Genomic DNA, 21,884 nt, shown 5'->3' on the forward strand with positions numbered 1-21,884 from the left:
ATGCGCCTATCCAATCTGCTTTCGGAAAGAGTTATCATCCTCGACCTCTCTGCGGAGGATAAGTGGGCCTTTTTTCGCACGGTGAGCAGGATTCTGGCGGAAGAAAGTGGTCTTAAGGCCCGACGCATTGAGGAGGCTCTGTGCGAAAGGGAGAGGTTGGGCTCTACGGCTCTGGGGGAGGGGGTGGCCCTTCCCCATGCCCGAGTTCCGCTACTTCCCAGGCTTTATGTGAGCCTGGCACGGTCGCTTAAGGGGCTTGAGTTTGACAGCCCTGACGGAAAGCCGGTGAAAATCATTTTTACCGTACTCGCCCCGGAAGAGGAAAGCGCCCTTTATTTGAGGTGTCTCTCCCATCTGGCGCGGCTTTTACGGGAAAAGGACTTTCGAGAAGGATTGCTCTCCGCCCGCAGTTTCCAGGAAATCCTGAAGGTGGTGCGTCGTTTTGACCGAGAGTTTTAACCGCTCACCGGAACTGGTTATTATTTCCGGTCTTTCCGGTTCCGGAAAGAGCACGGCGCTGAAGGCTTTTGAGGATCTTGGTTATTTTTGCGTGGACAACCTTCCCCCGGATCTTTTGCCTCCTCTCCTCGGGATCCAGAAAGAGGCCGGAGTGCGGCGCATTGCGGTGGTGATGGACATCCGTTCGGGAATTGCCCCCGAGGGCTATACCCGACTTTTCGAAAGACTTAGGGAGATGGGATGCTACTTCGAGGTGCTCTTTCTGACCGCGGCCCCGGAGGTGCTTCTTTATCGCTACAGCCAGACCCGTCGTCCCCATCCCTTGGCTAGGGATATCCCCCTGCGCGAGGCCCTGGAGCGGGAAAGGGAACTGCTCGCCCCTCTCAAGGAATGGGCTACGGTGGTGCTGGACACCTCCCGCTACAATCTCTATCAACTGCGCGAGGAAATTATAAGAAGATACGGAGAAAGGAAATCCCTGGCCTTTCCCACTTTCCACCTCATCTCCTTCGGTTTCAAGTACGGTATCCCCGCCGAGGCGCACTTCGTGTTTGATCTTCGGTTTTTACCCAATCCCTATTTCGTTCCGGAACTCAAGGACTTTTCCGGAAAGGACGAAAGGATTAAGGCCTATGTACTGAAAAATCCCCAAGGGCGGAAATTCATGAACGACCTCGCGGGGCTTTTAAATTTTGTCTTTCCGTATTATGAAAAAGAAGGACGGGCTTATGTGGTGGTGGCTCTGGGATGCACCGGGGGAAGGCATCGTTCGGTGGCGGTGGTGGAGGTCCTGGCGGAACGGTTGAAACAGGCGGGACGCCGGGTAATGGTAACCCATCGAGATCTTGACAGGGAGAGTTCATGACGGGCATTCTGGTGATCGCCCACGGAAATCTCGCCCGCGAACTGGTCAAGGTTGCCACATTCATTCTCGAGGAAGAAGAGGGGGTTTTCCCCCTGGATATTGATCCCACCGAGGCCCCGGAGGGAATCAGGGACAGGATTGAGGAGGCCTTGCGACAGGCCGATCAAGGCCAAGGGGTGCTTATTCTCACCGATCTATTCGGAGGGACCCCTTCCAATTTCGGACTGGCTTTTCTCGAGGAGGGTAGGGTGGAAGTGGTGTCCGGTGTGAACCTGCCCATGCTCATAAAGGCTCTGCAGCATCGCGAACTTCCTCCAGGCGATCTTGCCGCTCTGGTAACCGAGGCCGGAAGGAAAGCCATAGTACGCTCATCGGTCTTCCTTGAGGGTTGATGACCTTTCGCATAAGATGGGCCCGGGCGGAGGATCTTCCGGAGATCCTCCGGATAGAAAGGATGTCCTTTGATCATCCCTGGAATGATGAACATTTCCTTAAGGAACTGGAGAAACCCGGAAGTATGTTTCTGGTTCTCGAGATAGAGGGAAGAGTAAGGGGCTACGGCTGTTTCTGGCTTATAGCGGGAGAACTGCAGGTGGCCAACCTGGCTGTGGATCCGGAATTTCGGGGAAGGGGGTTCGGGCGTGCTCTTCTCGAGACGGGACTTCGTCTGGGCCGAATCCGGGGGGCACGGCGGGCCACCCTTGAGGTCAGGGAGGGGAATCTTCCCGCCCGGAGGCTTTACGAGAGTCTGGGGTTCCGGTTGGAGGGGCGACGCCGCGGATATTATCCTTTTACGGACGAGGAGGCCCTTCTTATGGGGCTTTCCTTGACTAGGCGAAGAGAGAACTTACCATAAAAACAGTAAAAAAGAATGGATAGGAAAGGAGGCTTTTATCATGGGAATAAGGGTCGGTATCAATGGTTTCGGACGGATCGGCAGGGCCATTCTGCGGGCGGTTTACAAATATCCGGAATTTAATGAGATAGACATCGTAGCCATCAATGACCTTACCGATGCCACCACCCTGGCACATCTTCTCAAGTATGATTCAGTATTCGGGATTTTCCCGCACGAGATCAAAGTAAACGAGAATGCTATCCATGTAGGGGAACGCGAGATAAGGGTCTTTCAGGAACGGGAACCCTCGGCCATACCATGGCGGGAGGTGGGAGTGGATTATGTGATTGAGGCCACCGGGCGTTTTACCGACGCCAACCTGGCCCGGGGGCACCTCGAGGCCGGAGCCCGTCGGGTGGTCATAACCGCTCCGGCCAAGAACGAGGATGTGACGGTGGTTATGGGGGTAAACGAATACGAATACGACCCGGCGAAACACCGGGTGGTGTCCAACGCCTCCTGCACCACCAATTGTCTGGCACCGGTGCTCAAGGTGCTTCTGGATCGTTTCGGGGTCAAGCGGGGCTTCATGACCACCGTTCACGCCTACACCAACGACCAGCGTCTGCTGGACCTTCCCCACAAGGACCTGCGCCGGGCCCGGGCCGCAGCCCTGAACATGATCCCCACCAAGACCGGGGCTGCGGTGGCGGTGGGGCGGGTGATCCCGGAGCTTCAGGGGAAAATAGACGGTATGGCCGTGCGCGTGCCCACTCCGGATGTGTCCCTCATTGATCTCACCGTGGAGGTGGAGAAGGAGACCACGGTACCGGAGGTCAATCAGGCCTTTCGGGACTCTCAAAACCGTTATCTCCGCTACATCGAGGAACCCCTGGTTTCTCAGGATCTTCTCGGCGATCCCCACTCGGCCATCGTGGACGGCCTTTGCACCAAGGTCATCGAGGGCACCCTGGTTAAAGTGCTGGCCTGGTACGACAACGAGTGGGGTTATTCCAACCGGGTACTGGATCTAATTCGATACATGCATTCCAAAGAGAGCTGATGATCGCCTTCACCTCAAAGGCGCTTTTGGCCAATCTGGCCGAAACCGCGGTTGGGGAGATTCGGCCGGACGAGAGGCATCTCGTTCTTGCGGAGGCGGTAGCGGGCTATCGGGGGCTGGAGAAACAGGCCGAGGAGCTCCTCAAAGAGGCTCATCACCCCTATAGAAATCTGCGACTGGTTCTTACCGATCTGCGTTCCTTCGCCCTCAAAAATCTGCAGGTCATTCTTTCCCACGAAAAGGGGCCCCAGGCCCTCTGGGTGATCACGGACATTTTCTTCTGGGGGTTTGCGGAAAGAAAAAAAGAATTCTGGGCCCAAGCCGGCGAAGGGCTTTTTTCCGTCCTGGAGAGAACCTTTGAGGTCTTACAGGAGGAGACCTGGCCCCGGTTCCTTCCGGTTCTCGAGGGAGTATTCGAGGCCCTTTGCGGTCTTCCTGAGGATCGCTGGCAGGTTTTTCTGGAAAGTTATTATTCCTACAAACGCCTTGCGGAGAAATACCGTGAAAAGAGTCCCCTTCCGGCGCCGGATTCGCTAGTCGAGCTGGTGAAACGATCCCTCATCTTCACCTATAAAACCTGGCTTCGGGGACCGGATCCTGCCCGCTTCTTTCCCGAGATCCGCGATTATGGAGAGATAGTGCGCCCGGTATCCCACAAAACCCTGCGGCGTTATCTTCGAGAGCTGGAAAAAAAGGAATCCCCCTCCCTGGAAGATCTCCTGGATTTTCCGGATCATCTGGATCTCATAAAGATTTTCAGAAACATTCCGGAAAAGTTGGATACTATTTTAAATAAAAGTGGACAAGAAGATATTAAGCTCCTATTTTTCTTTAAAATAGTTGAAAATCCCGTTCTTTCCCTTATTCATGAGGAGGTTCTGCGGGAAATAAATAGGGCTCTGGTTTCTCTAATTCGAGCTGAGAGCCGGGAGAATCTGGATCAACTTGTGGTGCGAACCTTCGAGATCCTCAAGAAAAAGGTTCGTCTTTTCCCCTGGACGGCTCTTCAGTGCATCAAGAATCTGGGGTTCGAGATCCTGGAGCGGGAGGATCCTCATCTGGCCGAGGTGTTCGTGGAGGAGGTGATCCGTTTCGGATTCCAGTATCCCGAGATCAGGGGCGTGGACCAGGAATGGCATGTGCTGTGCAATCCGGCTCACCTTCTCAACATCCGGGTGTGGCTGGAGATCTTTGAGCGCAATCCCAAGTGGTGCGTAACCCTGCTTTCCGCGCTCATCATCAACCTGAAACTGGCCGGAACCTGCATCAGGGACACGGACCTCTTTCAAAAGGATGTTACCCGGTTGCTCAATGCCGACATAGCCCCGGTTTACAACCTGGTTAAACAGTTCTGCCGTCTTCTTCCGGTTTACTATCACGAGATAGGGGCCGAGGGGCGCCTGCGGGATGTTTCCACGGAGCTTGACGAAATATACAACCGCAGGGATCCCCTCATCCATTTTTTAAGAAAACAGAGCCATGTGGAAAGTTCCAACCTGATTCTGGATTTCATTGCCGCCATATTTCGTTTCTGGTTCACTCTGGACAAAAAGCCTCTCCGTGCTTTTTTGCCCGTGGAACTCTGGGAGAGTCTGTCTTCCAAAGGACCGCTGGTAGAAGAGGCCCATCGGGCTGTTTACTATCTCTTTCAAGAGCTGGGGATCAAGCATCCGGAGGAACTCCTCCGCCATCCTCCTGAAGAGATTCGGAGAGTTCTTGAGAAAGCCCCGGTGCAGGAACCGGAAAGACGAAGGGTGTATCTCCTTTACGAGATGTATCTCCTCGAACACCAGAAATATAGCCTTGCTCCCGAGGATCTCCGGGCCTATCTGGAGGAAGTTCACTACTGGGGCTTTGAGGGAATGGAGGAACTGCTGGAGAAGCTCAAGGAGAAAAAGCTCGAGAAGCGCCTTTCGGCCCTCCTTGATTATCTGGAATATCTTAAAGATGAAATAATCCTCTCTCCGAAAAAATTTACTCCCCGGGAAGACATATACCTCAAGCGGCACATCGCCGCAGACATCCCTTCCATGTACGGTCGCTATCACGAGAAGAAGTTTGACGCCCTGGGGTTGAGCTTTCGTCTGGAGGCCCTGGCTCGGAACTGGTTCGAGGAACTGGTGGAGTCTTTCGATCCCCCCTTCATCACCCGGGCCACCTTTTTCCGCATCCTAAAACTCCTGAAACTCTTTCGGAAGGGGCTTTCCATCGAGGGCATCAGTTCCAAGAAGTTCGACATCTACCTCCACCTCCTGGAAAACTCCCTGGAAAAGCGGCGTTTTACCTATACCCAGTACCTGGACATATTCCGGGGACTTCTCGAGGGGGTTCGGCACATCATCAAGGCCTACTACATAAGTCCCCATGTGGAGAACCTGGGAATCATTCTCCGGCAGATGGGGCGTCGACGTCTTCTTCCCCGTTACCGTCGGGGAACCTCCGGGCTCTCCGAGGGGGAATTCATTCACCGTGTTACCGAGACCTTCACCCGGGATCTGGTGGCCTCCTCCTTCGTGCTCCAGCCGCTGGACAATTTCGTTTCCCGCCTGTACCAGACCCTTCTCAAGCAGAGGGAGCGGCTGGACCCCCGGGACCTGGATCTCCTCATGAGCTACGACCCCGATCGGGCCCTCTGCGACCTGAACGATCCCAATCCCCTGGCCCGGGATCTCATACACCTGGGCAATAAGGCCTACAACCTGCTCCTTCTCACCGAGGAAAAACTTCCGGTGCCTCCGGGTTTCGTGATCACCACCGAGGTGTTTCGCTGTTATCCCGTGGTGTCCCGGTATCGGGAGGCTTACGGGGATCTCCTCGAACGCATCGAGGAAAGGGTACGGGAGCTGGAAAGGCGCACCGGGAGGCGCTTCGGGTCGGCGGAAAATCCCCTTCTTCTCTCCGTGCGCAGCGGGGCGGCCATTTCCATGCCCGGCATGATGTCCACCATACTCAACCTGGGATCCAATCCCGAAATTATTGAAGGGCTTGCCGAGCGGACCGGTAATCTCTGGTTTGCCTGGGACACCTACCGGCGTTTTATTCAGAGCTGGGCCATGGCCCACGGACTGGAGCGGGAGCTCTTCAATCAGCTCATGAGGGCTCACAAGCGGCTTCACGGGGTCAAGAAAAAACGGGAATTTTCTGGAGAGGAGATGCGGGAGCTGGCCCTGCTTTACCGCAAAATGGTGGAAAATTACGGCCTCTCCATCCCGGACGATCCCTGGGAACAGCTGGCCCGCTCCATAGAACTCATCTTCTCCTCCTGGCAGGCCAGGAAGGCCCGGGTTTACCGGGAGATCATGGGGATCTCCGAGGCCTGGGGGACGGCGGTGATCGTGCAGGCCATGACCTTCGGCAATCTGGGGCTTCACTCCGGAACGGGTGTAGTGTTTACCGCTCCACCCTACGGAAAACTCTCGCGCCTGGCCCTGTGGGGGGATTACACCCCGGGGAACCAGGGGGAGGACATCGTTTCGGGTCTGGTGAACACCTATCCCATCTCCGTGGAGCAGCGAAAGCGCGAAAATCGCGAGGGTCCCTCCCTCGAGGAGGCCTTTCCCGAGATCTACCGGGCCCTTTTTGAGATCGCTCAATATCTGGTTTACGAGAAGAAGTGGTCTCACCAGGAGATGGAATTCACCTTTGAAGGACCCAGGCGTGAGGATCTCTACATCCTTCAGGTGCGGGACATGGTCACTCAGGAGGAAAGACCGCGGGTGCGCGTTTTCGAACGCATGGAGGAACTGGAGCGTTACTTCCTGGGCAAGGGGATCGGGGTCTCCGGAGGGGCCCTTTCCGGGCGGCTGGTGTTTGATCTGGAGGACATCCAGCGTTTTCGCCGGGAGGATCCCGAGGCTCCGCTCATCCTGGTGCGCTACGACACCGTGCCCGACGACATCAAGGAGATCAGCCAGGCCGACGGGCTCCTTACCGCCCGGGGAGGGCAGACCTCGCACGCGGCCATCGTAGCCTCCCGCCTGGGTAAGACCTGCGTGGTGGGCTGCGAGAACCTAGCCATCGAGGAAAAGGAGAAGCTCGTGCGTTTCAACGGCCGGGTGGTGCGCCTCGGAGAGTGGATCAGTATAGACGGGTTGAGGGGAAATGTATATCTGGGTAAACATTCCGTAAGGGAAGTGGTGGGCTTAACTCCGCCCTAACCGGGGCGGAAACTTTAAACCGGACGGGGAAAGGAGGGAAGGATGAAACTGGGAATCAACGGTTTGGGAAGGATTGGGAAGTTGACTCTCTGGCATCATGTGGCCCGGAAGTACTTTTCCGAGATCGTGGTGAACACCGGGCGCGAGGTGGGTCGTTCGCTGGAGGATCTCGCCGCTTACATAGAGAAGGACAGCACCTACGGAAGGCTCTCCACCTACCTTAACGGCTACCGGGGCGGACGGGTCATCGAAAACCTCAACGAAAAGGAAGGTACCATGACCATTAACGGGGTCCCGGTGAAGATCCTCCGCGAGCACCGCAATCCCAAGGACATCCGGTGGAAGGAGGAGGGGGTCCGCCTGGTGGTGGACACCACCGGGGTATTCCGGGATCCTCAGGCCGAGCCGGACCATCCCAAGGGAGCCCTGCGGGGGCATCTCGCCGCCGGGGCGGAGAAGGTCATTCTCTCCGCGCCCTTTAAACTCAAGGACAAGGAAAAGGGGTTTCCCGAGGATTCCGTCACCGTGGTTTACGGCATCAACACCGAGGACTATCGTCCGGAGAAGCACCGGGTCATTTCCGCGGCCTCCTGCACCACCACCTGTCTTTCCTACATGGTGAAGCCGCTTCTCGATCACTTCGGGGCCGACCGGATCCTTTCGGCCTCCATGGTCACGGTGCACGCGGTGACCAATTCCCAGTCGGTGCTGGACAAACCCCCCAAGGCCGGAGCCAAGGACCTCCGCAAGACCCGGAGCATATTCAACAACATCATCCTCACCACCACCGGAGCGGCCGAGGCCTTGGCCCTGGTAATTCCCGAGATGAGGCGGATCGGTTTCATGGCCGAAAGCGTGCGCATTCCCACCACCACCGGAAGTCTGATCGTGCTGGTGGTGAACCTTCAGGACGAGAGCCTGGAGAATCGCATCACCCGGGAGGTCATAAACGACATCTATCGCCGGGCTGCGGAGGGTCCCTACAAGCCCTATCTCCTCTTCACCATGGAGCAGAATGTCTCCACGGACATCATCGGCTATCCGGTGGCGGCGGCCATCATTGAGGGGGCCGAGACGCACACCCGCACGGCGTTGGCCCGGGTGGACCTTACCAAGGCCTGCAAGGGCATAACCCCTGAGGAGGTGAAGGGACTTTCCTGCGCCCAGGTGGAGGTCCCCATCACCCAGGCGGTGATCTACGGCTGGTACGACAACGAGTTCGGTTCCTATGTGCACATGCTGGGGGACCTCACCGTCCACATTGCGGAGAAGATGCTCTAGGAGGGTTGGACGGGGAGGATAGAGATGGTCGGGATTTTTCGGTTTCTCTTAGTAGTAGGGGTGCTGCTGTTAGCGGGAGGACTTTGTCCGCTCCGGGCCGCTTCTCCCGACTCCGTCTCCAATCGTCAGATTTACGCGAAATTGCTGGAGATGGATCGAAGACTGGCCAATCTGGAGAAGCGCCAGGATATTCTGGAAGCCCGATACGAATCCCTGGAAAAAAGGCTGGAGGATTTTCGTGCGGAGATGAACGGGAGGTTTCAGGACCTGCGTGCCGAGATGAACGGCAAGTTCGACGATCTGCGTGGCGAGATGAACGGTAAGTTCGAGGACCTTCGTGCGGAGACGAACGCCAAGTTCGATCTTTTAAGTAGTCGGTTAGACGATCTGACGAAGTACATGGGCTGGATGGTGGCGGGGATATTCGTGCTGGTGGCGGCGGTAGTGGGTTTAATCATCTGGGATCGACGCACGGCGGCCAGACTGGCGGCCCGGGAGGCGGAAAGAAGTTTCCGGGCGGAGGTGGAAAAGGTTCTCAATGTGCTTCGGGAGAGGGCCCGCACGGATGGGGAACTGGCCGCCATTTTAAGGAATTACGGTTTACTCTAGGAGGTGGGGTATGCGAAGTGTTAACGAGCTGGAGGTGACCGGGAAGAGGGTTCTGGTGCGGGTGGACTACAATGTCCCTCTTTCCGGGGGGCGGGTGGCGGACGACACGCGCATCCGGGCGAGTCTATCCACGGTGAGACACCTTCTTGAGCGCGGGGCCAGGGTCATTCTCTGTTCGCACCTGGGCCGGCCCAAGGGAAAGCGGGTGGCGGAGCTATCCCTGCGCCCCGTGGCCGACCGTCTCTCCGAGCTTCTGGGCCGCCCGGTGCGGTTCGCCGAGGACTGCGTGGGCGAGGTGGCCGAGCGGGCCGTAAAGGAGCTCGGGGAGGGGGAGGTTCTTCTCCTCGAAAACCTCCGCTTCCACGAGGGCGAGACAAAAAACGACCCATCCTTTGCCGAGGCCCTGGCCCGTCTGGCCGATCTTTATGTAAACGACGCCTTCTCGGTGAGCCACCGGGCGCACGCCTCGGTGGTGGGGGTGCCGGAGAGGGTAGGGGGAAAGGCCGCGGGGTTTCAGCTCAAGCGCGAGGTGGAGTACCTTTCCCGGGCCCTTGAGGCGCCGGAGCGGCCCTTCGTGGCCGTGGTGGGTGGGGCCAAGATTTCCGGAAAAATCGAAGTTCTCCGGAACCTTCTTCCCCGGGTGGACAAGCTGCTTATCGGCGGGGCCATGGCCAACACCTTCCTTGCGGCCGAGGGCCTTTCCCTGGGACGCTCCCTGGTAGAGGAATCCGAGCTGGAAACGGCCCGGGAGATACTTCTTTCCGCCCGGGAGAGAGGGGTCAAGGTCTACCTTCCCGTGGATCTGGTGGTGGCCGAAAGCGAGGAGGCGGAGGAGGGGGAGGAGGTTCCGGTGGATTCCGTGCCGGCGGACAGAGCCGCTTACGACATCGGGGAGGAGACGGTGGCGCTCTTTGCCGAGGCCCTTTCCGGGGCCGGGACTATAATCTGGAACGGCCCCCTGGGGCTTTTTGAAAAATCGGCCTTCGCTTACGGCACGGTGGCGGTGGCCCGGGCCATGGCCGCGGAAAACGGGCTTACGCTGGCCGGAGGCGGAGATACGCTTGCGGCCATAAGGCGCGCCGGGGTGGCGCACGCCTTCTCCTACCTTTCCACCGGCGGCGGAGCCTTCCTGGAGTTCCTCGAGGGCAAGGAGCTTCCTGGGGTGGCCGCCCTCAAAGACTGAACCGGAGCTCGGGGTGGCGGAAAGACTGCGTCTCGACGGCGCTTACTTCCAGAAGAGGCGCCTCATCATAGACTGGGAAAACGGCGATCCCTGCGTCTACTTCACGGAGGAGACCCCGGACGAGGCCCTGGAGGAGGTGCGCTTTCTCCTGCAGCGTCCCCTGCGGCTCCGGCGTCTGACGCCGGAGGAATTTGCGGAAAGGCTCGGACGCCTTCTCTCCGAGGAGGCGGAGGTGAGCCTTTCGTCCGGGGAGGAACAGGAGGGCGGAACGGCTCCGGACCTCCTCCACCACTATTCCGAGGCCCCGGTGGTAAATCTCATAAACCGCGTTCTCATCCGGGCCTCCCGGGTGGGGGCCTCGGACATACACTTCGATCCCGGGGAACGGGAGGCCCTGGTGCGCATGCGTCTGGACGGGGTTCTTCACGAATACCGGCGCTTCCCCATGTCCCTTTATCCCCAGGTGGTGGCCCGCATCAAGGTCATGGCCAGCCTGAATGTGGCCGAAAAGCTGGTTCCACAGGACGGTCGCATGCGCATCAGGATCGGGGAGCGGGAGCTCGACATTCGGGTTTCGGTGCTGCCCACCATTTTTGGCGAGCGGGTGGTGCTGCGTCTTCTCGAGCAGACCAACCGCCTCCTTACCCTGGGGGAGCTGGGGCTCTCCGAGGCGGATTACCGGAGGGTGGAGGCCCTCGCCCGCAAGCCCTACGGGATGGTGCTGGCCACCGGGCCCACCGGTGCGGGGAAGTCCACCACCCTTTACGCCATGCTCCTTCTCGTGCGTGAGCTTTATCCCCACAGGAACATCATCACCATAGAGGATCCGGTGGAATATCAGGTAGCCGGAATCGGCCAGGTTCAGGTCAATCCCAAGGTGGGGCTCACCTTTGCCGCGGGGCTGCGTTCCATCCTGCGCCAGGATCCGGATGTGATCCTGGTGGGGGAGATCCGGGACGCGGAGACCATGGTCATTCCGACAGCTCTTTCCACGGACTCGAGAGTGAGGTATCCGGTCTGGAAGAGTAGTGTTTCCGGAGCGATGGAGTCCACATCAAAGCTTTCGAGGATTTCGTCTCCGGCCTGTAGGTGTTCCAGGTCGGGGATGAAGTAGCGGTTTTCCACAAGCAACTTTATGAGGAAGGAGGGGGTGCCGGTCTCGAACCAGTAGGGGCGAAAGAGGCCGGACTTGAGACACAGCAGGATGTCGAAGGGGTTGTAAACGGGCTCCCCCAGGAAGTTATAGCCGTTGTACCAGCGGCGGATTTCGTCAAGGTCGAAGTCCTTGAGACGGTCGGCGAAGACGGTCTGCAATTCCTCCTCCGTATAGCCGCAGATGGTGGCGTAGTCGGGATGAAGGGTGAGGTCCTCCAGGTTGTTGAGACCGGAAAACAGGGAGACCTTGGAGAACTTGGAGACCCCGGTGATGAAGACCAGCTTGAGGTAGGGGTCGGCCTCCTTGAGGACGGAATAAAGGTTTTTGAGGTGTTCACGGATTTCGACGGCGAGCTCCCGGTTTTCGAGGTTGTCGAGAATGGGTTTGTCGTATTCGTCTATGAGGACCACTACCGGGAGATCGTACTTTCGATATAGTTCGACGATGAGCTCCTCGAAGCGTTTGTTGTAGAGTTTTTCGGAAAGGGACAGGTTTTCCTCCCGGGCATGTCGGCGAAGAATGGAATCTATGGTTTCGAGCAATTCCTCCGTGGACTTTATGACCCCGGCCCCGAAGGAGATGTGGACGACGGGGTAACGGACGGACCAGTCCCAGTTATGTTCGAGGTAGAGCCCCTCGAAAAGGTCCCGGCGTCCCAGGAAGGCCTGGCGGAGGGTGTCGAGAAAGAGCGATTTCCCGAAACGCCTCGGCCGGGCGAGAAAGTAGAACTTTCCCTCGTCCACGACTTTTTTAACGAAGGGGGTCTTGTCCACATAGTAGTAGTTTTCAGAGCGGATGACCGTAAAGCTCTGGATGCCTATGGGGAGTTTTTTCATTCCGGGGGATATTTTACGCCCTTTTTCGGGATTTATCCAGCAAGGCTGCCCAGTTTCCGGATGAGCTCGCTCTTGGAGGAGACTCCCAGTTTGCGATACACCCTCTGGAGGTAGGTCTTTACCGAGGACTCGGAGAGCCCCAGGGCGGAGGCTATTTCCCGAATGGGTTTTCCGGCCAGGGCCAGTTTCAGGGTCTCCCATTCGCGGTAGGAGAATAGCTCCCGCGGGGTGCCGAGAGCCCGACAGGCCTCGGCCAGGCGGGTTTCGTCCACCGGGGAAGCCGGGGCGGTTTTTTCCCGCGGCGAAACGACCTCGCGCCTTCGAACCGTCGTCTGCACCAGGTAGAAGAGAATCAGCCCCAGCCCCAGCACCAGGTTTCCCCCCACGCACATAAGCATGGGCCACCTTTCGGAGTAAAGCACCGGGAGACCCACCGTGGGCCCGAGGAGCATGGCCCCGGCCCCCAGGCCGAACCTGCGCACCACATCCCGTCCCCTTATGAAAAGCCCGAAACAGAAGACATCCATGAAACCGGCCGCGGCCTGAACCGCATACATGGCGAGATTGCTGGTCAGCCGGTTGAACTCGTGCAGGAAGGCCACGGCGAAGACCCCCATCCCCACGCCCACGGCCAGGGAGTAGTCCGGCTTGCGGCGGAAGAGGGTGGCCGAGGCCAGCACCGCCCCGATGTAAAAGACTAGCTCCACCCCGCTGAGGTAGCGATACTCCAGATAGGCCGGCATGAGGCACACATAGAAGGTGCCGATCAGGAGGTAGAAGGCGAAGATGAAGGGGAGATAGCGTTTGAGGTCCGCGAGGGGTTCGGGTCGTTGTTCGGGAAAGGGAGCTACCATCTGGATGAGGAGCAGAAAGCCCAGAAGGGGGAAGAGAATTTCCTTCGGGGGATCGAAAAGCAGGGTCATTCCGAGGAGCACATTTCCCAGGGCCAGGCCCAGGGCCGAGGCCAGGGGAGGGTCCCGGGAGTCGGAAAGGAGGCAGGCGATCCTCACTATGAGAAGGGCCGAGGCCGCTCCCACCGGGATCATCAGCGCGTCTTCGGCCCCTGCGGGCGCAAAGGGATAGATCGCGGTAAGAAGGGAGACCAGAAGACCGGCCCACCGCGAAAGCACGGGAAAACCCATCCGATGGCCGAACACCCCGGTCAGGAAAAGCCCCGCGGTGTGGGGAACCACGAACCAGGCGAAGTTTCCCTTTCCCCCGGCCTTAAGGAGGAAGTATCCCTGAAGGGGGAAGGCCAGCAGCCACAGGTCATAGGCCGCAAGCGCCGCTATGGCCCCCGCCCCGCGACTTAAGGCGAACCTTTCCCTCACCTTTCCCGCCTCGGTCTACACAAAGACTACAAAAGGACTACAAGATCGTCAACCGAAATCTAATGAAATCTAATTCTGATAGGTCTTAAAAGATTGCAAATGAGGGCAGTATCTTATAAGATCTTCACATAAATCGTGAGGGGAGGGATACATGCGATTTGATCGGATAACTTTGGATCCCGAGGTAATGGGGGGCAAACCCTGCATTCGAGGCCTGAGGATTACGGTAGGGACCATAGTGGGACTTATTGCCTCCGGTCTTACCGAGGACGAAATTCTTGACCTTTATCCTTATTTAGAAAGGGAAGACATAAAGCAGGCCTTAGCCTATGCGGCCTGGAGAAGCGAAGAAATCGAAGTTCCCCTGGACAAAGCCGCATGAAGCTCCGAGAATATGGAATCGAGGCTATCCACTGGAGTGAAGTGGGATCTCTTACTGCCACCGATCGTGAAATTTTTTCGTGGGCTAGGGAAAGAGAATATGTAGTTGTTACTCACGACCTGGATTTTGGAGCCATTCTTGCCGCCACCCATGCAAAAGCTCCCAGTGTCGTTCAGATCAGAACTTTAAATGTAAAACCTGAAGTATTAGCTCCCAAAATTCTGGATCTTCTACAAAAATTTGAAGATCATTTAAGAAAAGGAGCCCTGATGGTTCTCGAAGAGACGCGTTCGAGGGTCCGGATTTTACCTCTCTAAACTCGGGGACTCGTTTTCGCTTTTCCTTGAAATTTGCCCCGGTCTACACAAAGACTACAAAAGGACTACAGGGTCGTCAACCCGAAGGATGACAAATCCGGCCCCGGGACGACATCCGGCCGACTTGATACACTTCCGAATTTTTTGCTAAAGGAATTTCAATGCAGAAGGATTTTCACTTTTATGTCCTTTACATCCTGGCCCGCAGTGTGGGGTTCGGCCCGGGGGAGGCCGGGGTGGTGGCTTACGCCTCGCAATTCACGGACGACGCCGTGGAGGGGGATTCCCTGCGGTTCGAGAACGGGGGTTTCTTTCAACCGGTGGTGACCGCGCACAACTACCACAGTTTGCGAGGGGCCTTTGAGTCCCCCACCCGCGAGGCCGGCTACCGGGTGTGGATTCCCTTTCACTTCATGCCAGGAGGAGACGAGAGCTCCGGAAAGAGTGAAGATCCTTTTTACCGGCGGCTTGAGGTTAGGCCCGCAAGGCTCGGGGACGGTTCTCCCATGGACCGGGTCCTGGGGAGGATACTTGAGGCCGGGGGAAGGTCTTACGGGCTTCATCTTCTCGGAATAGCCCTTCATGTGCTGGCCGACACCTGGTCGCACCAGGGGTTCATCGGTTTGACCCGGCCGGAAAACGAGGTGGACGACCTGGAGGTGGAGGGGGAGGGCAGGGGATTCTGGGAGTTTTTGAAGGAGGAATTTCACGACCTTGCGCCTAAGACCGGGCATGCCGAGGCGCTTACCATTCCGGACGAACCCTATCGGCGCTGGTCTTACCGGGACTTCCGGGGGGACCGGCACGAAATAGACAATGTGGAACGGTGCCTTTCCGCGGCCCGGGAGTGTTACCGGGTGCTTTCGGTCTGGCTTGAGAAATATCCGGGGTGGAGACGATGGGTGGGGCGTCCCCTCGAGGAGATAGAAAGCCTTTTCGGGGAGCTTTTTGAGGCTTCCGGGGATCTCGAGGAGAGGTGCCGCCGGTGGCGGAAGGCTCTTCGGGAAGGGCGATTTTTCGATCCGGAGCCGGGGGAGGAGCCGGTTTACCGCCGGGGAGCCTGGTTCCGGCAGGCGGTGGAGGTGGAGTTTGACGAGGAGACGGGCCTCCGCTACCGCTGGCGGCGAAACTTCAACCGCAGCCACTGGCGCCTGTTTCACGCGGCCGCGGCCTATCACCGATTTGTAGTGCTGAACGAAATCCTGCCCGGGGTGGGGGTGGTGTGTGGATGAGAGAAAATTTTTCCCGGAAAAGGGAGCAGGAAAGCGGGGAGGTTAGTAGGGTGAAGATGTCCGGGCTTTCATTCTGCTCCCTTGCCCTTCTAATCCTTGGACTGTGCACGGCTCTGGTGGTTTTCTTTTTGGTAAAGGGGATTCCCTCAGGAATCGGGGATTATTTGATTCTCGTTTTTATTGGAGTGGTTCTTTCGATCCTCATGGTGCTTGACCACACTTACGCTCTTGAGCGTTTGCGTCTCGGTGAACAGAAGGGAAGGGACGAGCACACCGGGGTTTCCGGGTATCGGCGTTCCATCATGGCCATAGGGCTAATTCTGATTTTCGGCTGGGTCCTTTTCCGCCTTCTTCAGCGTTCGGACGAACTTTCCCGTCACATTTTGCAGAACGCGGTGGGCCTCCTTGAGGGAATCCTGGCCACCCTTACCGGCTTCTACTTCGGAGGCCGGGGTGGCCTGAAAATACGGAAAGGAGGGGAAGGATGAGGAGATTTTTTTCTTATATATTTTTTAAACTACTATTGTAAAGAGTGATTCGCCAATAATAGTAAATAAAAGTGATGCACAAAATTATGTATTTAAGTTATTGTTTTTTTAAGATTTATGGTTCTTATGGAATTCAATTTTTTCCTAAAGTAAGTAGATGTGTCGAAGAAGAATGTTTAGAATTAAGCACAGAAGATATCGCAGATTTAGCTAATGATTATTAAATAATGGTACTTCTCCTTCATTATTTGGTTTCTTTTCCTGGCTTGAGGAGAATGGTTATATAATTGATTACTCTAATGCTACAGTCAAAACGATTTCTTTAGATTCTTACTCTTCCGAGATAAAAAATCAAATGGAACAAGATTTCTTAGATTATCTTAATGCGGCCTATGATGGTGTTAATTTCAATTTTATTTCAGAAAATGAGACTAAGAATTGGCCGTACAATGAGATTAGAAATTCACAATTTGTTGATGATTATTATTTAACGGAACATTATAATGGTGCAAAAGTAGTAGGTATAATCCAAGTTAACATTGATGCTTACTTAAACGGAACATTTATAGCTGGTATATTATATTCTCCCCTGGTGAGTATATCTATATCTGGAAATGGGTCAGTTTTGACATATAGCAATAATTTATCATCACAAATGCCCAAATGTGTAAATAAGAATTGTGAAATACCTTTCCCAGAAGAAGATAATGTTGTGCTTACTGCTGTCCCTGCAAATGGCTACCTTTTAGCCGGCTGGGGCGGGGACTGCGCCGGATGCGGAAAGAATACCGAATGTACCATCACCATGGATGCGGACAGGACCTGCAACGCCACCTTCGTGGCCCTTCGTCCCGACATCTCCGTCTCGCCCGGCTCTTACGACTTCGGCACAGTGCGGGTGGGGCAACAGCGCGGAGAAGGACTTCGTGGTGCGGAATGCGGGCGGGGCGGACCTCAACATCACCGAGGTTTCCATCACCGGAACGGACGCCTCGGAGTTTTCCATCTCGGTGGACCACTGCAACGGCACCACTCTTAACCCGGGCGGAAACTGTACGATAACCGTGGCCTTTTCCCCTGAAAGTGCCGGCTCCAAAAATGCTACCTTGGAGATCACCTCCAACGACCCGGACGAGGGCACGGTTTTGGTGGCCCTTTCCGGGACCGGGGCGGTGGTGACCCATACGGTGCGGATCGAGAAGCACGGTACGGGATTCGCCGAGATTTCCGGGAACATGACCTGCGAGCTCGAGCACTCGGCCTGTACCGCCACCTTTGAGGAGGGAGCAGAGATCACAATTGAAGTGCAGCCGGAGGACTCCACCTTCCTGGGCTGGGGCGGTGATTGTGAGAATTGTGAAAATAATACCCAGTGCACCATCACGGTAGATGCGGACAAGACCTGTACGGTTCAGGTCAGGGCCGAGCACGAGCTGAATATCGACGAGGATGAGGAGGGTGACTGCGGAGTGGAGGCCGAGGGCGGAACGGTGGAGAACGCCACCGCCGAAGATGTGGCTTCGGAGGTGGAGAACGACCTGACTGCCAAGCTTCCGAACATGAGGATATCGGACGATTATCCCAGGATGCTCCAGGTGCGGGTGTCCGTTACCAGTACCGAGCCGGTGGTGCTCCGGTGGCGATTCGATCCGCCGCTGCCGGAGGACATCGTGCCCTACAAGTACGCGAACGGCACCTTCTACAACCTGAGCGGCAACCTCACCGCGGACCGCACGCTTCTTGAGCTCGTGATCGAGGACAACGGCCCGTTTGACGCTAACGCCACGGAGGGCGTGATCGAAGACCCGATCGTGTTCCTTGAGCCGGCTGCGGCGGCGGGAGCGGTGGCCGCCGGAGGAGGCGGTGGAGGAGGCGGCGGATGTTTCATCGCCACCGCGGCCTACGGTTCGTATCTCGAGCCGCATGTGGTGGCGCTGAGGAAGTTCCGCGACCGGTATCTTTTGACCAATCCCCTCGGCCGCTGGTTCGTGGCCCTCTACTACCGGTATTCACCGCCGGTGGCCGCGGTGATCGCGGCGCACGAGAGCCTGCGACTGGCCACGCGCGTGGCGCTCACGCCGCTCGTCCTGGGGGTGGAGCACCCCTGGGCCGCTCTGGCCTTCCTGCTTCTGCTCGGGGTGGCTCTTGCGGGTCTTTTGATTTACCGGCGGTAAATTTCCCGGGGGCCCGGTCGCTCCGGGGCCGGGCCCCTTCCGCCTTCACTTAATCCGTTCCCACTGGAAACCGACGATGTTGCGGTCGGTGCGGCTGAACTCCACGCCCACGATATAGACCTCACAGAAGCGCCCGAGGTATTTTTCGTGATAGTTACGGGCTTTAAGGGTTTCAAGGGCCCGGCCCTCCGGCTCAAGCTCCACCACCTTGAACTCGAAGAGGTAGGCCCGGTCGTCAAAGACCACGGCCATGTCCAGCCGTCCGTGGCTTGAGGCCTCCTCCACCCGCACCTCAAGGCCCAGGGCGCAGAAGTAGGCGTAAAAGATGGAGGCGTAGTAGCCCTCGTAGTTCTGGACTTCGGATTTGCGGTACCAGTCGTGCGGGATGGAAGCGAAAAAGGAGCGGAAGGCCCGCTTAAGGCCTTCGAGGTCGTTTTTCTCCAGGGCCAGATAGACCCGATCCAGGTTGCGCTCCTTTTCCGCCGGGACTCTGGTGTACCAGTTGAGGAGGTGATCGTTGAAGCTGATGCGGACCTCCAGGTTGGGGTAGGAGAGGAGGTAAGTGGTGCGGGGTCCTCTGCGGCGGACTTCGTTGATGGTGAGGTAACCGGTCTGGAAGAGGAGGGGTTCGGGTTCGATGTAGTCCACATCGAAGGAGGCGATGAGGGACTCTCCGGCCTCGAGGTGTTCGAGATCGGGGAGGAAGAAGCGTTTTTCGTAGAGGAGCTTTATGAGGAAGGAGGGGGTGCCGGTCTCGAACCAGTAGGGGCGAAAGAGGCCGGACTTGAGGCAGAGCAGGATGTCGAAGGGGTTGTAAACGGGCTCCCCCAGGAAGTTGTAGCCGTTGTACCAGCGGCGGATTTCGTCAAGGTCGAAGTCCTTGAGACGGTCGGCGAAGACGGTCTGCAATTCCTCCTCCGTGTAGCCGCAGATGGTGGCGTAGTCGGGATGAAGGGTGAGGTCCTCCAGGTTGTTGAGACCGGAAAACAGGGAGACCTTGGAGAACTTGGAGACCCCGGTGATGAAGACCAGTTTGAGGTAGGGGTCGGCCTCCTTGAGGACGGAGTAGAGGTTTTTGAGGTGTTCACGGATTTCGACGGCGAGCTCCCGGTTTTCGAGGTTATCGAGGATGGGTTTGTCGTATTCGTCTATGAGGACCACCACCGGACGATCGTACTTTCGATATAGTTCGACGATGAGCTCCTCGAAGCGTTTGTTGTAGAGTTTTTCGGAAAGGGACAGGTTTTCCTCCCGGGCGTGTCGGCGAAGAATGGAATCTATGGTTTCGAGCAATTCCTCTGTGGACTTTATGACCCCGGCCCCGAAGGAGATGTGGACGACGGGGTAACGGACGGACCAGTCCCAGTTGTGTTCGAGGTAGAGCCCCTCGAAAAGGTCCCGGCGTCCCAGGAAGGCCTGGCGGAGGGTGTCGAGAAAGAGCGATTTCCCGAAACGCCTCGGCCGGGCCAGGAAGTAGAACTTTCCCTCGTCCACGAGTTTTTTAACGAAAGGGGTCTTGTCCACATAGTAGTAGTTTTCGGAGCGGATGACCGTAAAGCTCTGGATGCCTATGGGGAGTTTTTTCATTACGAGAGATATTTTACGCCCCTTTTCGGGATTTATCCAGCAAGGCCGCCCGGTTTCCGGTTAACGGAAACCGGGCACGAGATTGACGATGGTGCGTTGAGGTAGAATTATAAAGTATGCCTCTTGATACCTTCAGGATCGGAGAGGCCGTCCGGAGAGCTCTTGAGGAGGATCTTTCCTTCGGGGACCTCACTACCGAAGCCCTTATCCCGGAAGAACTTTACGGAAGGGCCGTAATCCGGGCCAAAGAGAAGCTGGTGGTCTGCGGTCTTCCGGTGGCGGAGGAGGTCTTTCGTACGGTGGATCCGGAGCTTGCGCTCAAAAGAAGGGCGGGGGAGGGGGAGGAGGTTCCGGCAGGAGGAGTGCTTCTCGAGGTTTCCGGGTCGGTGCGCTCCATCCTGAAGGGAGAAAGGGTGGCCCTAAACTTTCTTCAGCACCTTTCCGGCATCGCCACCCTGACCCGTCGTTTCGTGGAAGCCGTAGCCGGACTCCCGGTGCGCATCGTGGACACCCGAAAGACCACCCCGGGGTTGCGTTATCTGGAAAAGTACGCCGTGCGGGTGGGAGGGGGGCACAACCACAGATTCGGCCTTTCCGAGGGGATTCTCATCAAGGACAACCACATTGACGCCTGCGGAGGGGTACGGGCGGCGGTGGAGACGGTCCGCAGGGCCGCGCCCCATGTGTTTCGGGTGGAGGTGGAGGTGCGCACCCTAGAGGAACTGCGGGAGGCCCTTTCCGCCGGTGCGGAGGTGATCCTGCTGGATAACTTCTCTCCGCAGGAACTCCGCGAGGCGGTCAAACTGGCCCGATCCGTGAAACCGGAGGTCCTCCTCGAGGCCTCCGGGGGGATTTCCCTGGACAATGTCCGGGAATTCGCCGAAACCGGGGTGGACATCATCTCCGTGGGCCGACTCACCCATTCCGCCCCGGCCGTGGACATCCACCTCAGGCTGATCGAAACCTTTTCGAAGTAGGTCCGCGGTTCTCGCAATCGGGTGACAAAAATTTTTGATAAGAATTTGAAAATTTTCACTTCTTATTGTGAGACTCGTGAAATATGTTTATAGTGAAACGGAAAAATACGGGAGAGGAGGCAGAGATGGCGCTTGACGAGGTGAAAATCACGCAGGCCATCGTGGAGAGATTTACCGAGAAGTTGAAGTCCGCCCTGGATCTGGATGTGGCCATCGTGGGGGCAGGGCCGGCGGGGCTTACCGCCGCCTACAAGCTGGCGCGAGAGGGTTTTAAAGTGGCGATCTTCGAGAGGAAGCTTTCCATCGGCGGCGGAATGTGGGGCGGAGGGATGATGTTCAACGAGGTGGTGATCCAGGAGGAGGGTGCCCGGATTCTTCAGGAGGTCGGAGTCACGGTGACCCACTGGCGGGAGAACTACTACACCGCGGATTCCGTGGAAGCGGTTTGCGCCCTGGGATACGCGGCCCGCAAGGCCGGAGCTCTGATCTTCAACCTCATCAGCGTGGAGGATGTCATGGTTCGGGAGGATAGGGTGGCCGGGCTGGTGATAAACTGGACCGCGGTGGAGATGGGCGGGCTCCATGTGGATCCCCTGGCCGTGCGCTCCAAGTATGTGATCGAGTCCACGGGGCACGAACTCTCGGTTCTTCATGTGCTTCAGCGCAAGATGGGGGTCAAGCTCATGACCCCCAGCGGAAAGATCGAGGGAGAGCGCTCGCTCTGGGCCGAGGTGGCCGAAACCACCACCCTTGAGAACACCCGGGAGGTCTATCCGGGTCTTTTCGTGGCCGGAATGGCTGCCAATGCCACCTTCGGTTCCTTCCGGATGGGCCCCATCTTCGGCGGCATGCTCCTTTCCGGGGAGAAGGTGGCCCGGGAGATCGCCGCGAGGTTACGCGGAAACTAAACGAATCAAAAAGGGCGGGCCCGCGCCCGCCCTTCATCCTT

General features: G+C 57.3%; 19 protein-coding genes and 2 pseudogenes. 18 read left to right on the top strand and 3 right to left on the bottom strand.

Annotation, left to right across the window (positions count from 1 at the left end):
- The 10 genes and pseudogenes from K3767_RS05995 to K3767_RS12260 all read left to right on the top strand — a co-directional run.
- On the top strand, positions 1 to 459 hold the full coding sequence (locus K3767_RS05995) for a PTS sugar transporter subunit IIA (protein WP_221172661.1): 459 nt from the start codon (positions 1 to 3) through the stop codon (positions 457 to 459).
- Positions 443 to 1,324 (top strand): RNase adapter RapZ, encoded by an 882-nt coding sequence (rapZ, locus tag K3767_RS06000; RefSeq protein WP_221172662.1) that lies wholly within the window; start codon positions 443 to 445, stop codon positions 1,322 to 1,324. The genes K3767_RS05995 and rapZ overlap by 17 nt, the downstream gene beginning before the upstream one ends.
- Positions 1,321 to 1,716, top strand: a complete 396-nt coding sequence (locus K3767_RS06005) for a PTS sugar transporter subunit IIA (RefSeq protein WP_221172663.1) — start codon at positions 1,321 to 1,323, stop codon at positions 1,714 to 1,716. The genes rapZ and K3767_RS06005 overlap by 4 nt, the downstream gene beginning before the upstream one ends.
- Positions 1,716 to 2,180 (top strand): ribosomal protein S18-alanine N-acetyltransferase, encoded by a 465-nt coding sequence (gene rimI, locus K3767_RS06010; protein ID WP_221172664.1) that lies wholly within the window; start codon positions 1,716 to 1,718, stop codon positions 2,178 to 2,180. Before K3767_RS06005 ends, rimI begins: the two co-directional genes overlap by 1 nt.
- Before the next feature lie 40 nt (positions 2,181 to 2,220).
- Positions 2,221 to 3,225, top strand: coding sequence for a type I glyceraldehyde-3-phosphate dehydrogenase (gene gap / locus K3767_RS06015; protein ID WP_221172665.1), 1,005 nt, complete (start codon positions 2,221 to 2,223; stop codon positions 3,223 to 3,225).
- Positions 3,225 to 7,382 carry a PEP/pyruvate-binding domain-containing protein gene (locus tag K3767_RS06020; protein WP_221172666.1) on the top strand — a complete coding sequence of 1,386 codons (4,158 nt, stop codon included), beginning with the start codon at positions 3,225 to 3,227 and terminating at the stop codon, positions 7,380 to 7,382. The genes gap and K3767_RS06020 overlap by 1 nt, the downstream gene beginning before the upstream one ends.
- 42 nt (positions 7,383 to 7,424) lie before the next feature.
- Positions 7,425 to 8,663: a type I glyceraldehyde-3-phosphate dehydrogenase gene (locus K3767_RS06025; RefSeq protein ID WP_221172667.1), complete on the top strand. Its 1,239-nt coding sequence runs from the start codon at positions 7,425 to 7,427 to the stop codon at positions 8,661 to 8,663.
- 24 nt (positions 8,664 to 8,687) lie between these two features.
- Positions 8,688 to 9,272, top strand: coding sequence for a hypothetical protein (locus K3767_RS06030; protein WP_221172668.1), 585 nt, complete (start codon positions 8,688 to 8,690; stop codon positions 9,270 to 9,272).
- Between the two features lie 10 nt (positions 9,273 to 9,282).
- Complete coding sequence (gene pgk, locus K3767_RS06035; protein WP_221172669.1) at positions 9,283 to 10,455, top strand: phosphoglycerate kinase; 1,173 nt, start codon at positions 9,283 to 9,285, stop codon at positions 10,453 to 10,455.
- Positions 10,456 to 10,804: 349 nt separating this feature from the next.
- A pseudogene (locus tag K3767_RS12260) lies at positions 10,805 to 11,389 on the top strand (GspE/PulE family protein); the annotation flags it as partial.
- Positions 11,390 to 11,439: 50 nt separating this feature from the next.
- On the opposite strand, the pseudogene K3767_RS06040 reads toward K3767_RS12260, so the two are convergent.
- Positions 11,440 to 12,447, bottom strand: a pseudogene (locus tag K3767_RS06040) (AAA family ATPase); the annotation flags it as partial.
- Between the two features lie 32 nt (positions 12,448 to 12,479).
- Positions 12,480 to 13,778: a response regulator transcription factor gene (locus K3767_RS06045; RefSeq protein WP_221172671.1), complete on the bottom strand. Its 1,299-nt coding sequence runs from the start codon at positions 13,776 to 13,778 to the stop codon at positions 12,480 to 12,482.
- Positions 13,779 to 13,929: 151 nt separating this feature from the next.
- Here K3767_RS06045 and K3767_RS06050 point away from each other — a divergent pair, with 151 nt between their 5' ends.
- From K3767_RS06050 to K3767_RS06075, 6 genes are all read left to right on the top strand, one after another.
- Positions 13,930 to 14,160, top strand: a complete 231-nt coding sequence (locus K3767_RS06050; RefSeq protein ID WP_221172672.1) for a DUF433 domain-containing protein — start codon at positions 13,930 to 13,932, stop codon at positions 14,158 to 14,160.
- On the top strand, positions 14,157 to 14,477 hold the full coding sequence (locus K3767_RS06055; RefSeq protein ID WP_221172673.1) for a DUF5615 family PIN-like protein: 321 nt from the start codon (positions 14,157 to 14,159) through the stop codon (positions 14,475 to 14,477). The genes K3767_RS06050 and K3767_RS06055 overlap by 4 nt, the downstream gene beginning before the upstream one ends.
- A 161-nt stretch (positions 14,478 to 14,638) precedes the next feature.
- Positions 14,639 to 15,709, top strand: a complete 1,071-nt coding sequence (locus K3767_RS06060; RefSeq protein WP_221172674.1) for a DUF6765 family protein — start codon at positions 14,639 to 14,641, stop codon at positions 15,707 to 15,709.
- Positions 15,710 to 15,765: 56 nt separating this feature from the next.
- Positions 15,766 to 16,197 carry a hypothetical protein gene (locus K3767_RS06065; RefSeq protein ID WP_221172675.1) on the top strand — a complete coding sequence of 144 codons (432 nt, stop codon included), beginning with the start codon at positions 15,766 to 15,768 and terminating at the stop codon, positions 16,195 to 16,197.
- A gap of 355 nt (positions 16,198 to 16,552) precedes the next feature.
- Positions 16,553 to 17,236, top strand: coding sequence for a hypothetical protein (locus K3767_RS06070; RefSeq protein ID WP_221172676.1), 684 nt, complete (start codon positions 16,553 to 16,555; stop codon positions 17,234 to 17,236).
- Positions 17,124 to 18,371 carry a CFI-box-CTERM domain-containing protein gene (locus K3767_RS06075; RefSeq protein WP_221172677.1) on the top strand — a complete coding sequence of 416 codons (1,248 nt, stop codon included), beginning with the start codon at positions 17,124 to 17,126 and terminating at the stop codon, positions 18,369 to 18,371. Before K3767_RS06070 ends, K3767_RS06075 begins: the two co-directional genes overlap by 113 nt.
- Before the next feature lie 45 nt (positions 18,372 to 18,416).
- On the opposite strand, the gene K3767_RS06080 is transcribed toward K3767_RS06075, so the two are convergent.
- Positions 18,417 to 19,958: an ATP-binding protein gene (locus tag K3767_RS06080; RefSeq protein WP_221172678.1), complete on the bottom strand. Its 1,542-nt coding sequence runs from the start codon at positions 19,956 to 19,958 to the stop codon at positions 18,417 to 18,419.
- 116 nt (positions 19,959 to 20,074) lie between these two features.
- On the opposite strand from K3767_RS06080, the gene nadC reads away from it, so the two are divergent.
- The gene (nadC, locus tag K3767_RS06085; RefSeq protein WP_221172679.1) at positions 20,075 to 20,935 is read left to right on the top strand and encodes a carboxylating nicotinate-nucleotide diphosphorylase; all 861 of its coding nucleotides are present in this window, start codon (positions 20,075 to 20,077) and stop codon (positions 20,933 to 20,935) included.
- A 125-nt stretch (positions 20,936 to 21,060) separates the two neighbouring features.
- Positions 21,061 to 21,843, top strand: coding sequence for a sulfide-dependent adenosine diphosphate thiazole synthase (locus tag K3767_RS06090; RefSeq protein WP_221172680.1), 783 nt, complete (start codon positions 21,061 to 21,063; stop codon positions 21,841 to 21,843).
- The last annotated feature ends 41 nt before the right edge of the window (positions 21,844 to 21,884 follow it).

The organism is Thermosulfurimonas sp. F29 (assembly GCF_019688735.1).
Classification (GTDB): domain Bacteria; phylum Desulfobacterota; class Thermodesulfobacteria; order Thermodesulfobacteriales; family Thermodesulfobacteriaceae; genus Thermosulfurimonas_A.